The sequence below is a fragment of the Balnearium lithotrophicum genome (assembly GCF_900182585.1).
Taxonomy (GTDB): domain Bacteria; phylum Aquificota; class Aquificia; order Desulfurobacteriales; family Desulfurobacteriaceae; genus Balnearium; species Balnearium lithotrophicum.
Genome location: NZ_FXTM01000001.1, coordinates 78,932 through 93,427 on the forward strand (window position 1 = coordinate 78,932; position 14,496 = coordinate 93,427).

Below are 14,496 nucleotides of genomic sequence, written 5' to 3' on the forward strand. Positions count from 1 at the left end.
AAACAAAATTTGGAGGAGACGATGAAAAAATTAACCGATGTGGTTAAAAAGGCCGCCTTACTTCAAATCGGGTTCATATCCCTTATAACAGAAAAGGTGGAGAACCTAATAAAGGAGTTGGAGGAGAAGGGAAAACTCTCTCAGAAGGAGGGAGAGAAGTTCATTGAGGAACTGAAAAAGGAGATGGAGAAGAAAAAGGAAGAGGTCTCTAAAGAGGTTGAAAAAATCCTTAAGGAACTACCCGTAGCCACAAAGTCTGAGATAGAAGCCCTCAAGGAGGAAATTAGAGCTCTCAGGAAGGAGATTGAGGAGTTAAAGGGTAAGAAAGAGCAATGAAAAATCTACTGAGACTCTGGCAGCTCTTAGGCTTTGCCTATTTTTGCTCCTTTGAAATCATCTCTCAGTATATAACTCCCTTTCTTTCAAGAATTCTCGGATACCTCCTCTTTTTTCCCTACCGGTTCCTCCTCTCTTATCCTCCTCCTGTAAGGCTGAGAGTCGCCTTGGAGAGGTTAGGGGGAGCCTACATAAAGGTTGGACAGCTCCTCTCTACAAGGATTGACATACTCCCTGTAGAGTACGTAAAGGAGCTTGAGAAACTTCAGGACAGGGTTCCTCCTCAGCCTTTAATGGAGCTCCTCTCAAGCTACCCTGAGTTAAAAAATTTCTTCTTTAAGATTGATGAGGAGCCCATAGGCTCAGGCTCAGTTGCTCAGGTTCATAGGGCCCTCCTGAAAAACGGGGAGGAGGTTGCCTTAAAAATTATCAGACCTAAAGCAGAGGAGTTTATAAAGAGGGATGTATCAATACTGAGAAACTTGGTCAGATTACTCTCCCCCATTCCCGTTATCAGGGAATTTAGAATACCCCAAATTCTCTCCGAATTTGAAAGGATTCTCCTCTCAGAGTTGGACCTCTCTAAGGAAGCTGCCTACATGGAGCTCTTTAAAAAGTTCTCAGAGGAAGAAAGCTCACTTTACATTCCCAGAGTCTTCTGGGAGTTCTCATCATCAAAGTACCTGACAACCGAATTCGTAAGGGGGAAAAAGCTATCCTACGAGCTCTTTTCAGATATGGAGGAGGAAGAGAGGAAAAGGCTTTCTGAGGACTTTGTCAGAATTGTCAACAGAATGGTCTTTGAGCTTGGAGTCTTTCACGGAGACCTTCACCCCGGAAACATATTTCTCCTGCCGGGGAAAAAGTTTGCCTTTGTTGACTTTGGAATCGTTGGAAGGCTCTCTCCCGATACGTTAAACGAGTTTTTTATGTTCTCATTGGGAGTTATGAATAAGGACCCTGATTTAATAGTAGGGGCACTTAAGAGAATAGGAGCTCTCAGTGAGGGAGTAAACGAGAATTTACTAAAGAGGGAAGTCCTCATCTTTCTGGATAAGTACTACAACCAACCCCTTTCAAAAATTGATGCTGAGAGACTCTTCTACGAGGAGCTCTCAGTTGCAAGGAGGTTCAAGGTTGTTCTTCCCGAGGAGTTGGTTACACTTATGAAGACGATAGCCCATACCGAGTCCATTGCAAGGATAATATATCCCGACTTTCGGCTTCCCCCTCTCCTTAAGCCCTACCTCAAAAAAATTGCTCCTAAAATCCTCCTCTCAACTGCAAAGAGGAAGGGATTTAAGTGGTTCAGCGATTATCTACTCCTATTTGAAGAGCTCCCACAGAGACTGAGGAGCAAAAAGGAGGAAGGAGTAACTAAGGAAAGTCTCTTTTGGAGCTCTGCCCTTTTAGGCTTTGTCTTTGTTCTGACACTCTCCCCAAAACTTCTTTTCGTATACTTTCCTGCTCTATACTTTTTCAAAAAACTCTCAAAGACGTAAGGAGAAGGAAATGGCAGTTTATACAGCTCTCCTCCACTATCCCGTCTACAACAAGTCAAAAAAGGTTGTTGCAACTTCTCTAACTACACTTGACATTCACGATATAGCAAGGGCTTCAAGGACGTTTGGCGTTAAGAGGTACTACGTGGTTCAACCTATTGAAAACCACCTGTGGCTTGCAAGGAAACTCCTCTCCTTCTGGCAGGGAGGACACGGAAGGGAGTACAACCCTAAACGGTGGGAGGCTCTCAAGATAGTTGAAGCTGTTCCCTACTTTGAGAACGTTTTAGAGGATATTGAAAAGAGAGATGGTTTAAAGCCCAAGGTAGTTGTTACAACTGCAAGGGAGTATCCCAACTCTATTTCCTTTTCGTCGTTGAGGGAGAAATTGAAAACAGAGGACCTAATAGTCTGTTTTGGAACTGGGTGGGGGCTTACTGAAGAGTTTATAAACTCTTCAGACTACATCCTGGAACCGATAAAGGGAACGGACTACAATCACCTATCGGTACGCTCTGCAGCATCAATCATTTTGGATAGATTGTTAGGAAGGTGAGCCAGAGGCTCACCAATCTATTCCTTACTCTTGTACTCCCACTTTCCTGTCATTAGGTACTTGTGAATAGACTTTGCTGCGATTTGGGCATGCCTAATAGCAGTAACAACTAAGTCTCCACCGTTAACAACATCTCCACCTGCCCAAACTCCTTCAACGTTTGTTCTGAACTCCTCGTCAACAGTTGATAGATTGTTCCACTTGTCAATGTTGAGTCCTTCTAAATCCTTATAGGCAATGGGGTTGTCTCCCTGGCCTACGGCAAAAATAACAACATCACAAGGAATTTCAAACTCTGAACCCTCAATAGGCTCGACTTTAGGCCTCTTTCCTTCCTCCTCTATTAACTTAAGTTTTATACACTTGAGGGATTTAACTCTTCCTTCTTCGTCCCCAACAACCTCTACAGGCTGTGTCAACCAGTTCATCTTTACACCCTCTTCCTCTAACATTTCCCATTCGTCTTCCCTTGCTGACGAGGATTCCTTTGTTCTCCTGTAGACTATCTCAACTTCATTTCCAAGCCTCACTGCAACTAAAGCACAGTCAACTGCAGTAAATCCTCCCCCTACAACGACAACCTTTTTATTCTGTGGCATTTCTACTTTTCTGTCAGGAACGAGAAGCGGGTGGAGCTCTCCAGTATTTACTTTCATTAGAAATCCTATTGCAGAGTAGGAACCTTTGAGGTCTGCACCAGGAATGTTGAGCTTTTTACCCCTTCCTGAACCCACAGCTATAAACACTGCATCGTACATCTGTCTAATCTGTTCAATGGATATGTCCTCACCAACTACTGTATTCGTCTTAACGTCCACTCCCAAGTTTAGAATAAGATTGATATCCCAGTCTAACGCTTCCCTTGGAAGTCTTGGCTCAGGTATCCCGTACCTCATAACACCACCAAGGTAGGGAAGGGCTTCAAAGATAGTCACCCTGTGACCTTTCTTGGCAAGAAAGTAGGCTGCAGCAAGTCCTGCAGGACCTCCTCCGATAATGGCTACCTTCTTACCTGTATCCTCAAACTCCTTTTTATCTACCCACTGAACCCCTGACATCCTAACGTTGTCTGCAATAAACCTTTCAAGACCTCCTATTGCTACAGATTCCCCATCCTTCCTTCTAAGTAAGATACATGTACTCTCACACAGCCTTTCCTGCGGGCAAACTCTTCCACAGACAGAGCTAAAAGGATTTCTCTCCCTCAAAATTTCGTATCCCTTTAAGACGTTTTCCTTTTGAATCGTTTCTATCCACTCGGGAATTCTGCTGTTAACGGGACAAGAGTCCATACACGTTGGCGTTTTACAGAGTAGACACCTTATTGACTCGTCCTTTGCAGCTGTATGTCCGTATCCTAAAATGTACTCATTGAAGACCCTCTTCCGTACGTCAGGAGGTAGTACTGGCATAGGCATTCTATCCATCCACCTGTCGAGTCTTTTCTTCATTCTCTTCCTCCTCTAATGTTTACGAAATTTTACAAATTTGTAAAAAAAATGTAAATTTCCTGAGTTTCCATTGAAAGTGGACATTCGTATTATTCAAGCATAAAATTATTATAATCATGAAGGAGACTGAATGGAGGAATTTCTAAAGAACTACCAGGAAAACTTTGTTAACAATTTCATATCAATTGCTGAGGAAAATACTGCCTCCTCGTTTTCAAACTCAGAGGGTTTCCTTAGAACCTTAGCAATTAATCTGTATGAAGTTATTTTCTTCTCAAACGATGAGGATAAATTTCAGGATGTACTGAGAAAAGCCTTTGAAAATGAACTGAACCCAGTCTATCCTTTAACAAAGAGTTTGTTCATTCTTCTTAAAGATTTCCTCGATTTTACACTTGAAAGCGATAGAGTTACTGAAAATGTAAAAGACCTAAAGGGGATAGTTGAGAGAATAGAAAGGTACGTTTCCTTAGCAGAAAGGGCATTTCAGGAGCTTTTCGAAAAGGTAAAAAAGGAAAGAGAGAAAGAAAGAAGTTTGGATGAACAGTTTCTAAACATCTTTAGAATAATTAAGGAGTCAGGATTAGAGGTAAAAACTCTTACATTTTATAAAGAAGTTCCCGTATCGTGCAAAGCAGACATAGTCAAAATTGAGAGAGACTATGTGGCCCTCTCTTTAGAGAACTGCTCCTACTTAAAAGCCTTTCTATCTTCAGACTACGTTTTTCTAAAGATAAAGAATGCCCCAAAACCTATAAAAGCTGCTGTTTTAAACGTTAATCCTGAGAAAGCAGTTATACTTCTCTCACGCTTTAGATTTGAGGACATTCCTCAGGAAAAGAGAAAGTTTGTTAGAGTAGAGCCTGAGGAAAAAATTACCATTCAAATAATTTATGGAAACCGAGTAATTAGCGGGATTATAAGGGATATTTCAGTAGGAGGAGTTGGGGTTTATACGAACGAAGGGGAGCTCCCCAAACCGGGAGAAAGGGTCAAGCTAAAGTTTGAACTGGAAGGCAATTTCTTTGAGATTGATGGTGAAGTAAGGTATGTTATAAAGGAAGGTAAATTTTACAGGATGGGAATTCAATTCGTATCCTTGACCCCAGGTGAAGAGGAAAAAATAGCAGGCTACGTTATTAATATACAGTTCAACATACTTAGGAAGTTAAGATGAACTTAAAGTCAGTTAAAGCGGTTTTACTGGGTTTTTCAGCCGTTTTACTCATTTTCATATTCCTCCTCGTTAGTAATAATTTCTACAGAGCCATTAGGATTTCTGAAAAGGGAAATACCTTAATCCACTGTTTGGATAGGACGAGCTCCCTCCTTGAAATTCTTAGGAACCTCCAAATCTACAGAGGACTTTCCGGATTCTATCTAAATAATGGGGATAAGAGTGTGGCCTTTAAGCTTTTGGAGCTCCGAAAGGTGATTCTGTCTGAGTATAACAAAGTTATAAGGTCCTGTCCTAATAGAAAACTGAGTCTTTTACTGAAGAAGAACATGGATGATTTTAGAGACCTGTCAAAATCAGCTTTCAGTGGAAAAAAGAATCCTGAAGAGGTATTTTCTGAGTTTTCATTAATAATAGATGACTTATTAAATATATTAGCCGTAAAAAGTAACGAATATCTCTTTAATAATATTGAAGATTTAAAAATAAAATTAATTTCTGAAATTGCAATCCAGAGAATCCCTAGGTTTGCAGAAGTTCTTGGAAGGATAAGGGGACAGCTTGTTTTACTTTTAACGGAATCTAACGGAGATTTAAAGTTAAAAAAGAGCATATTCGATAACATTAAAATTGCCTACGGCTATCTTGACATACTTAATTGGTCTTTAAAGAACATAGGTTTAGATAAGGATATAGAGAAACAAGTCAGAAAAGTTTCTGAGAGATTGGATAATGTTATTTCAGAATCGGAAGACATTCTGTTTGAAGGAATTGGGAATAAATCTGTATCTGAAATATTTAACGACCAAACTCAATCAATAGACCTTCTCTACAAACTGGATGCAAATCTAATAGCTTACTTAAAGTCATTACTAAATTTAAACTTAAATAGAAAAGTCAATAACTATCTCATGTTATCTTTTATATACTTATGTATTTTTATACTACTAAACTTGTTAATTTTTAAATTCTATCGGAAATTTTACTATTCAAATAAACAAATTATTGAGGCTTTAGAGAGTATAAAAAGGGGAAACTTTGATTTAATTCTAAAGAAAACAGGAATAGAGGAGTTTGATAAGGTAGCAGAAATATTCAATAGTGTTATTAAAGAACTTAAAAGGAATTTAAATTACCTCAAAGGTTATTGGAATGCAATTAATGAAACAAATCCTGCTATTAAGTTAAACCCTGAAGGTAAAGTAATATACGTTAATGAAAAATTTAAAGCTCTCCTCGGTTATAAAGAAGAACTCCTTGGGAAAAGAGTAATCGACCTCTTCAGCTCTTCTAACGATGAGAGGGAATTAAGGAAATTTGAGGAAGCATTAAAAGAAAGGGAAAGTTGGAACGGAATTTTAAAAGTGAGAACAAGAAATGGAGATACTAAAACTTTAATTGCCAATTTAAGTCCGATATTTGATGAAAAAGGGGAAATTTTTGAATTTCTGCTACTGATTCAGGACATAACAGAGATTGAAAAGAGTAGAGAAAGAATATACAAGCTTTACTATTTTGATAGATTGACACAACTGCCCAATAGAGAAAAATTAGCAGAGGATTTGGGTAAGTATAAAAGGCCAGCTCTATTGATAATCGATATCATTGAATTTGGGAAAATAAACAAGGTACTTGGAATTGAATGTGGAGATAAAATCCTCTGTGATTTATCAAAAAAACTTGTTAATATGGTTCCCAATGGAAGTGTATACAGAATTTCATCGGATGCGTTTGCAATCGTTCTCGATTTTGAAGATTTTAAGGAAAACATTCAAATATTGACCTCATGGACGAGAGAGTTTCTCAAAAGCCTTGAAAAAGAAGAGTTTTCATGTGAGAACCTGAGCATTAGCCTCAGTTTTAGAGCCGGCCTTTCCATTTCTAAGGTGTCCAATCTGCTGGTTACAGCAGAAGAGGCACTAAAAAGGGCAAAGAAAGAGAGAAAGAAACTGTTTGTGTATACACGTTCAAAGGAAGAGGAGAGGGAGAAATTTTTGAGAGAGATAAGGCTTGTAAAGGAAATAAAAGATGCTATCGACAGTAACAGGGTAATTCCTTACTACCAGCCAATAGTTAACAATTCAACTGAAAAGATTGAGAAATTAGAAGCACTTGCCAGACTATTAAAAAAGGACGGTTCAATTATGAACCCAGGGGAGTTTTTAGAAATTTCTAAGTTTATTGGCATTTATCCAGAAATTACAAGACAAATTTTTGAAAAGGTGATTAGAGACTTAGAGGAAATCCCCTTTGAGGTTTCTATAAATCTCTCCTACGAGGACTTAACTGCTGAAACAACTTTTAATTCCATTGTCAACTTCTTAAGGAATTTAAAGCCTAAAAAGGGATTGCAAGTAGAGTTTACAAACAGATTAGTGTTTGAAATTGTTGAGACAGAGGATATTGAAAATTACAAGTATCTTCAAAGATTTGTAAAACTTGTTAAACCTTTAGGCTGCAAGTTGGCAATAGATGATTTCGGAGCTGGTTATTCAAATCTTAAGAGGATTATTGATTTTAAAGTTGACTATCTAAAGATTGATGGTTCCATCATAAAATCCGTTAAAACGGATAAAAATAGCATAAGTTTAATTAAGTCTATAGTTTCTTTTTCAAAGGCTTTAGGTATAAAAACAATTGCAGAGTTTGTTTCTGATGAGGAAATATTTAAAATTGTAAAGGATTTGGGAGTAGACTACTCTCAAGGTTACTACTTTGGAAAGCCTGAGTCGAAGGATGAGATATTAAGGAAATACGTAACTTAAAACGTCGCTGAGTTTTTCAAAATTCCCATTCACAATTTCAAGATTTAACTCCTGAAAGGCTATCCTAACTCGATTACTTACCTTTGGATAGATAACCTTTTGAACACCATAGGCAAGAAGCACCTCTGCTATGTCTCTATCGCTCTTTGCAACGTTTTTGTACAGTCTGACTTCAATTTCATCGTCCTTCTGAGACAGAATAACAAAGTACGGTGCAATTAGAAAATTTTCTGAAACGGGAGAATCCAAACCTAAGTCCTCGTAGACTGGAACAGCTACTCTCACAGTTTACCTCCTAAATTTGTAGAATTCTACCATGGAATTTAAAAGGTGGAAGAATTTAGGAGAAATCGTTCCTGACTACATTGAGGAGTTCTGTAACCTTTACAATGAAAGAGAGGAAGTCCTCAAAGAGATAGAGGAGTTTGCCAAGGAAACGAAAACGCCCATTCTCCTGCCCTCATCTGCTGCACTACTGAGACTGTTGGTAGGAATAGAGAAGCCAAAGAGGATATTGGAAATAGGGACAGGAATAGGTTACAGTACCCTCAATATGTTTTTTGCCAGTCCTAAGTCCAAAATTGTTACTGTTGATTCAAACAGAAAAAGGATGGAGGTTGCTAAATCATTCTTTGAAAAAGTGGGAGCTCCAGTAAAAACGGTCCTTTCTGACGGAATTGAATTTTTGAGGGAGCTTATCTGCAGGGAGGAAACGTTCGACTTTATCTTCGTTGATTCTGTAAAGTCAGAGTATCCCTTTTTCAACTTCAAACTACAGGCAGTTTTAAGTCCTGAAGGTGTTGCTGTATTTGATAACGTCCTTTTTAGGGGATACGTTGCTGGCAGGAGGTACGATAAGAGGTATGAGAGAAGTATAAATCTCCTTAAATTTTTTTTTGAATCGATAAAGGATTATCCCAACTCGGAAAAATTTCTCATTCCTGTCGGTGATGGACTTTTAATCCTTAAATTTTGTGTATAATTATTCTGGGTTCCGAGTCTGGCTTCCTAAGGGGTTGAAAGCCCTATGGAGTCAGACCGATAGGGTATGTCTGGAAACGGACATGCCTCCCGAGCTTGGAAAGGAACCCGAGTATAGAGGGGTCAGTCCAGGCTCGGGCTGACCCCTTTATTAATTTGGAGCCCTGCACCTCCCCTTTCATCCGGGCTCCCTTCTTTGGAGGTAAGGTTGGTTGTAAGAAGGTTACTGCTAATTATAGCTCTTATACCTCTACTGTTTTCTAACTCAAAATCTGGGGAAGTTACCGTTTTTGCGGCTATGGGGGCGAAGGAGCTCCTTAAAAAAATTGCAGGGAAGGAAACCTTTAGCTTTTCCTCCTCCGGAAAACTGGTAAAACAGATTGAGCTTGGAGCTCCCTGTGACGTTTACATTTCAGCGTCAAAATACTGGATAGATTACGGAATAAAAAAGGGACTTATACGTAAAGAAACGGTCAAGCCCTTTATGAGAACGAAATTAGTCTTGATTGCTCCAAAAGACACAAAAGAGGATAGTCTACTCTCTGGAGGGAGAATAGCTGTAGGAAATAGTTTTGCTCCTGTAGGTAAGTACGCAGTTGAAACCTTAAAAAACTTAGGGATTTATAAGAAGTTAAAAAGCAGACTTGTATTTTCTCCCACGGTAAGACAGATAACGGTTTGGGTAATGACAGGAAACGTAGATTTCGGAATAGTTTACTACTCGGACTATTTACTCTACAAGGATAGGGTTAGACTCGTCAAAATTTATCCAGATAACCTCTACAGTCCAATAAACTTTTACGTAGGCTGTGTTAAAGGAGGAAACCTTAAGGAATGCCTTGAGTTTGAGGGTAAACTCTTAAAAACGCCAAATTCAACGTATGAATCCCTTGGTTTTGAAAAGGTAGAGAATGGTTCTTGACCCTGAAGCTCTATTTTCGATAAAGCTTTCCATGAAAGTAGCTTCTCTATCAACGTTATTGGTTTTTACTTTTGGACTTCCTCTCTCCTACATCTTTGCTACAAAGGAATTTCCACTTAAAAACCTCTTAGATGCCCTCATGACCCTTCCTGTTGTTCTAACCCCTACAGTAACGGGATACATACTCCTCTTGATTTTTGGAAAGAACGGAATAGTGGGGAAGTTTATCTATGAGCTCTTTAAAACGGGGATTGTGTTTACATGGTACGGGGCAGTCCTGGCCTCCTTCGTTGTCTCCTTTCCCCTCTTTGTAAAGAGTGCAAGGGCTTCGATTGAATCCGTTGATAGAAATTTAATCTACGCCTCGTATACGTTAGGAAAGAGCGGTCTTGAAACATTTTTTAAGGTTGTCCTCCCTTTAGCCAAGGAAGGAATAATTGCAGGTATCGTCCTCTCCTTTGCAAGAGCTTTAGGTGAGTTTGGAGCAACCCTCATGATTGCAGGTAACATTCCCTTTAGAACAAATACCATTCCAATAGAAATTTACGATGCTGTATCGAGTGGAGACTTTGAAAAGGCAAACGTTTTAACGTTAATAGTTACTTTAATCTCAGTCACAGTGATTTTTGTAATTAACAGACTATCAAAAAAAGTAAACTGGAGGAGTAATGTTTAACACGGCTGATATTGACAGACTGATTGAGGAGGACGTTCCCTATTTTGACCTGACAAGCTACGTATTAGGTATAGGGGAGGTAAAGGCAGAAGTTGTTTTCCGCTCAAGGGGAGAAACCGTTATCTGCGGAACTGAGGAGTGTCGTGCAGTTTTTAACAGCTTGGGAATTGAAACAGATAGATTTATACCCTCCGGAACGGTTGTAAAAGGTGGTGAGGAAATCATATCTGGAGTAGGAAACGGAGAGGCAATTCACAAGGCATGGAAGGTCTGTCAGAACCTACTTGAGTATGCAAGCGGTATTGCAACGAGAACCAAGAGGCTCGTTGACCTTGCAAAAAGGGTCAATCCTAAAGCGGTAGTTGTAACAACGAGAAAGACCTTTCCACTGGCCAAGAAGGTTTGCATAAAGGGGATACTCTGTGGAGGAGCTCTACCCCACAGGTTAGGTCTCTCTGAAACTGTTTTAATCTTTAAGAATCACTACAAACTTTTAGGGGGATTTGAGAACTTAGTTAAGAAGTTGGATGAGATTAAACAAAGGGTCCCTGAAAAGAAAATTGTTGTTGAGGCAGAAAATCCTGACGAAGCAAGAATCTTGATAGATTCTGGCGTCGATGTTGTTCAATTGGACAAGTTTTCGGTTGGTGACGTTAAGGAAGTAGTCAAATACAGGGATGGGAGAGCTCCACACGTAAAGGTAGCAGTCGCAGGAGGATTAAACGAGAAAAACATAGAGGAATACGCATCAACGGGAGCAGAAATATTCGTTCTGACATCGGCTTACTTTGGAAAGCCTGCAGACATAGGGGTGGAAATAAGGAGATGTTAGAGTTTGAGGCAGAGAAGCAGTTTAAAAATTTTAACTATTCCGTTTCCTTTAAAACGGACAGTTCTGTAACTGCCCTATTTGCCCCCTCAGGCTCGGGAAAGAGTTTAACCTTAAAGGTAATTTCTGGTCTCTTAAAGCCAGACAGGGGAGAGGTTTTACTGAACGGTAAAGTGCTCTTTTCATCTGAAAAGGGAATAAACCTCCCTCCCCAAAGGAGAAAAATAGGTTTCCTTTTTCAGGATTACGCCCTCTTTCCCCATATGACAGTTTGGGAAAACATAACCTACGCATCCAAGGACTTAGAGCTCTCAAGGAGACTTTTGGAGCTCCTTGAAATAGAAAGGATAAAGGATAAGTATCCTAAACAAATTTCAGGAGGAGAGAAGCAGAGGGTTGCACTGGCAAGAGCTCTATCAACAAAGCCGGAGCTCCTCCTCTTAGATGAGCCCTTTTCTGCCCTTCACAAAACACTCAAAGAGAGTCTATACAGGGAACTTAGAAGAGTTATCGACGAGTTTGGAATCCCTGTAGTATTGGTTACACACGATGTTGAGGAGGTCTTCAGACTGGCAGAAAATGTTGTTGTCTTGGACAGGGGAAGGGTTGTCCAAACTGGAGAGCCCCACGAGGTATTTTTTAATCCAAAGAACGTTAAAACTGCAAAACTCTTTGGCCATAAAAATTTTCTAAAGGGCACTGTTTTTAAGAATGAAAAAAATTTTACCGTTGTTAAGGTTGGAAGGGACTTGATAAAGTGTAGAAGGAGCGACCTGAAGTCAGGAGAAGAGGTGACTATTTCTATTCTTCCAATAGCTCCGACAATATCTCCTCAGCTTGAATCCGTGAAGATTAAAGTTTTAGTTGAGGAGATAGAGGAGTTTAAGGGTTTTAGTCTTATTCGCGTAGACTATCAGGGGAATAAGATGGAGCTCTCTGTTCCGTCGGCACTCTCTCCAAACTTTATACTTGAAAGGGGGAGGGAGACGGAGCTCCACCTGGCAGCCGACTACATTTCTGTGATAAAGGAGGAAAGCGTTGAAGAGAAAGGTTAAAGTTGAAGATGCAGTGGGGATGGTTTTGGTTCACGACATAACCGAAGTGAACCTCGATAGGGGATTTAAGGGTAGAGCCTTTAAAAAGGGGCACATAATAAGGCCTGAGGATGTTGAGAAACTCAAGAAGTTGGGGAAGGAGTACGTTTACGTTTTAGAGCTCTCCGAGGATGAGGTCCACGAAGATGACGCAGCAAAACTCTTAGCAGATGCCCTTATGGGGGAAAACCTCTACAGGGATGAGGAACCAAAGGAGGGGAAGATAAACATCTACTCCAAAGTTTTTGGGGTCTTTAAGGTTGACGTTGAAAAGCTGTTCCAGTTTAACATAGTAGGAGAGCCCTCGTGTCCCACGATACATACAAACATGTACGTTAAGCCGGGGGAGAAAGTTGCAGCAGTGAGGATTATCTCGTTGGTAGCTCCGAGAAAGGAGATAGATGAGGCTTTAAAGATAGCAGGAAGTGGAATTATGAAAGTTGTTCCCTTTGAGGAAAAAAGGGCTGGAATGATAATAACGGGAAACGAGGTCTACTCTGGAAGGATAGAGGACAGGTTTTACGATAGACTAAAGCCAAAGTTGGAGTTTTTCAAGTGTAAAGTTGAGGAAAGGGTAATCCTCCCAGATGATAAGGAAAGAATAAAGGAGAAAATTGTTGAGTTTAACGAAAAGTACGATATAGTTGTCCTAACAGGTGGAACGTCAGTCGACCCCGATGATGTCACGTACAGGGCAATACGGGAAGCGGGAGCTGAAAACTTCATAAGGGGGAACCCAATTCAACCTGGTAATATGTTCACGATGGGATGGATAAACGGAAAGCCTGTCGTTGCAGTTCCAGCGGCAGCACTCTTTTACAAAGCTACATCCTTTGACATCTGGCTCCCAAGGCTCTTAATAGGGGACGTGATTACCAAGGAAGAGGTTGCCGCTAAGGGACACGGAGGTCTGTGCCATAACTGTCCAGTGTGTGTATTTCCAATATGTCCTTTCGGGAGACCGTAATGAGGGTAATTAGGGAAGAGGCAAAGGAAATAATATTTGAAAATGTAAAACCGATTAAAAACGTTGAAACAGTAACACTTGAAAAAGCTGAAGGTAGAGTTCTTTCTGAGGATGTCCTCTCTCCGATAGACGTTCCTGACGTTAACAAATCGGCAGTCGATGGGTATGCATTTAGGAGTTCCTCCTTGAAGGAAACTCCGGCAAAACTGAAAATAGTAGGTGAGACTGCTGCAGGGGATACTGAGAGAAAGAGGGTAGATGAGGGTGAAGCTGTTTTTGTTATGACTGGAGGAGAGATACCTGAGGGTGCCGATTCTGCCGTTAGGGTGGAGGACGTTGAATTTGGAGGAAAATTTGTAAAAATCGATTTTCCGGTAGAAAAGGGTAACCTTGTAAACTTCAGAGGGGAGGAGTTTAAGAAGGGAGAGGTTGTCTTAAAGAGGGGAGAGAAAATTTGCGGACTTAAAGTAGCCCTTTTGGCATACTTAGGAGTATACAGTTTAAAGGTTTACTCCAAACCGCGGATTGGGGTTCTGGTAACGGGAAATGAAATTTTGGAACCTTGGGAAAGTTTTAAGAGGGGGAATGCTTACAACACGAACCTTTACATCGTAGAGGAGTTTTTAAAGAGAGCCGGGGCCGTTACTTACATAGGTATAGTTAGGGATGACAGGGAAGAGCTCAAAAAGGCCATTGAGGAAGGGATAGACAGGTTTGATGTTTTAATAACTACAGGAGGCGTTTCAAAGGGCAAGTACGACTTTGTGAAGGAGGTTGTTTCACAAGTTGGCATAGATGTTAAGTTTACCCAAACAAATATAAGGCCTGGTAGGCCTTTAGTTTTTGGAACGAAGGGTGAAAAGCTCTTTTTTGGTCTGCCGGGATACCCTTCAGCAACAGTAGTAAACCTCCTTGAGTTTGTCCTTCCGGCCGTGAAAAAACTATCCGGGAATAGGGATTGGGAGAACAGATATTTAAAGGCATTCGCAGATGAACCGTTACGGTCTAAGAAGGGAAGGAACGACTTTATCAGGGTAAAATTCCTAAACGATAACGGGGTTTTAAAAGTGAGAAGCTCAGGTAGCCAACAGACTTCCGTTTTTAAGAGTGTTGTTTTCTCTGACGGTTTTGCTGTTGTTCCAGAGGATAGAGGAAGTGTTGAAAGAGGAGATTTAATAGATATTTTGACTTTTATGGAAATTTAATTAAATAAAATATTTGGCTGAGAATTTTATTTCAA

Annotated in this window: 14 protein-coding genes and 1 riboswitch; of the genes, 12 read left to right on the plus strand and 2 right to left on the minus strand. The window is 40.2% G+C overall.

Annotated elements, in window-relative coordinates; genetic code table 11:
- Nucleotides 1-21 precede the first annotated feature (21 nt).
- The 3 genes from FN732_RS00340 to FN732_RS00350 are packed head-to-tail and all read left to right on the plus strand — an operon-like array spanning nt 22 to nt 2,394.
- A complete protein-coding gene (locus FN732_RS00340; RefSeq protein WP_142933398.1) occupies nt 22-336 on the plus strand; it encodes a hypothetical protein in 315 nt (104 codons plus the stop codon).
- The gene (locus tag FN732_RS00345) at nt 333-1,838 is read left to right on the plus strand and encodes an ABC1 kinase family protein (RefSeq protein ID WP_142933400.1); all 1,506 of its coding nucleotides are present in this window, start codon (nt 333-335) and stop codon (nt 1,836-1,838) included. Before FN732_RS00340 ends, FN732_RS00345 begins: the two co-directional genes overlap by 4 nt.
- A gap of 10 nt (nt 1,839-1,848) precedes the next feature.
- Entirely contained in the window at nt 1,849-2,394 is a 546-nt protein-coding gene (locus FN732_RS00350) for an RNA methyltransferase (protein ID WP_142933402.1), read from the plus strand.
- A gap of 17 nt (nt 2,395-2,411) precedes the next feature.
- On the opposite strand, the gene gltA is transcribed toward FN732_RS00350, so the two are convergent.
- A complete protein-coding gene (gene gltA / locus FN732_RS00355) occupies nt 2,412-3,845 on the minus strand; it encodes an NADPH-dependent glutamate synthase (RefSeq protein WP_142933406.1) in 1,434 nt (477 codons plus the stop codon).
- A gap of 130 nt (nt 3,846-3,975) precedes the next feature.
- Here gltA and FN732_RS00360 point away from each other — a divergent pair, with 130 nt between their 5' ends.
- Together FN732_RS00360 and FN732_RS00365 are read left to right on the plus strand one after the other, a co-directional pair.
- Nucleotides 3,976-5,022: a flagellar brake protein gene (locus FN732_RS00360; RefSeq protein ID WP_142933408.1), complete on the plus strand. Its 1,047-nt coding sequence runs from the start codon at nt 3,976-3,978 to the stop codon at nt 5,020-5,022.
- Nucleotides 5,019-7,787: an EAL domain-containing protein gene (locus FN732_RS00365; RefSeq protein WP_142933411.1), complete on the plus strand. Its 2,769-nt coding sequence runs from the start codon at nt 5,019-5,021 to the stop codon at nt 7,785-7,787. The genes FN732_RS00360 and FN732_RS00365 overlap by 4 nt, the downstream gene beginning before the upstream one ends.
- On the opposite strand, the gene FN732_RS00370 is transcribed toward FN732_RS00365, so the two are convergent.
- Nucleotides 7,767-8,072: a NifB/NifX family molybdenum-iron cluster-binding protein gene (locus tag FN732_RS00370; RefSeq protein WP_142933414.1), complete on the minus strand. Its 306-nt coding sequence runs from the start codon at nt 8,070-8,072 to the stop codon at nt 7,767-7,769. The two genes, FN732_RS00365 and FN732_RS00370, sit on opposite strands and share 21 nt — an antisense overlap.
- A gap of 31 nt (nt 8,073-8,103) precedes the next feature.
- Between FN732_RS00370 and FN732_RS00375 the strand changes: the two genes are divergently transcribed.
- The 7 genes from FN732_RS00375 to FN732_RS00405 all read left to right on the plus strand — a co-directional run bounded on the left by FN732_RS00375 (nt 8,104) and on the right by FN732_RS00405 (nt 14,461).
- Nucleotides 8,104-8,769, plus strand: a complete 666-nt coding sequence (locus tag FN732_RS00375; RefSeq protein ID WP_142933416.1) for an O-methyltransferase — start codon at nt 8,104-8,106, stop codon at nt 8,767-8,769.
- Nucleotides 8,768-8,891: riboswitch (molybdenum cofactor riboswitch) on the plus strand. (Overlaps the previous gene by 2 nt.)
- Nucleotides 8,892-8,976: 85 nt before the next feature.
- Nucleotides 8,977-9,690, plus strand: a complete 714-nt coding sequence (modA, locus tag FN732_RS00380; protein ID WP_142933418.1) for a molybdate ABC transporter substrate-binding protein — start codon at nt 8,977-8,979, stop codon at nt 9,688-9,690.
- A complete protein-coding gene (modB, locus tag FN732_RS00385) occupies nt 9,680-10,366 on the plus strand; it encodes a molybdate ABC transporter permease subunit (RefSeq protein WP_142933420.1) in 687 nt (228 codons plus the stop codon). Before modA ends, modB begins: the two co-directional genes overlap by 11 nt.
- Nucleotides 10,359-11,198 carry a ModD protein gene (gene modD / locus FN732_RS00390; RefSeq protein WP_142933423.1) on the plus strand — a complete coding sequence of 280 codons (840 nt, stop codon included), beginning with the start codon at nt 10,359-10,361 and terminating at the stop codon, nt 11,196-11,198. The genes modB and modD overlap by 8 nt, the downstream gene beginning before the upstream one ends.
- Complete coding sequence (locus FN732_RS00395; RefSeq protein WP_142933426.1) at nt 11,192-12,250, plus strand: sulfate/molybdate ABC transporter ATP-binding protein; 1,059 nt, start codon at nt 11,192-11,194, stop codon at nt 12,248-12,250. The genes modD and FN732_RS00395 overlap by 7 nt, the downstream gene beginning before the upstream one ends.
- Entirely contained in the window at nt 12,234-13,256 is a 1,023-nt protein-coding gene (locus FN732_RS00400; protein WP_142933430.1) for a molybdopterin-binding protein, read from the plus strand. The genes FN732_RS00395 and FN732_RS00400 overlap by 17 nt, the downstream gene beginning before the upstream one ends.
- Nucleotides 13,256-14,461, plus strand: coding sequence for a molybdopterin molybdotransferase MoeA (locus tag FN732_RS00405; RefSeq protein WP_185954183.1), 1,206 nt, complete (start codon nt 13,256-13,258; stop codon nt 14,459-14,461). The genes FN732_RS00400 and FN732_RS00405 overlap by 1 nt, the downstream gene beginning before the upstream one ends.
- The last annotated feature ends 35 nt before the right edge of the window (nt 14,462-14,496 follow it).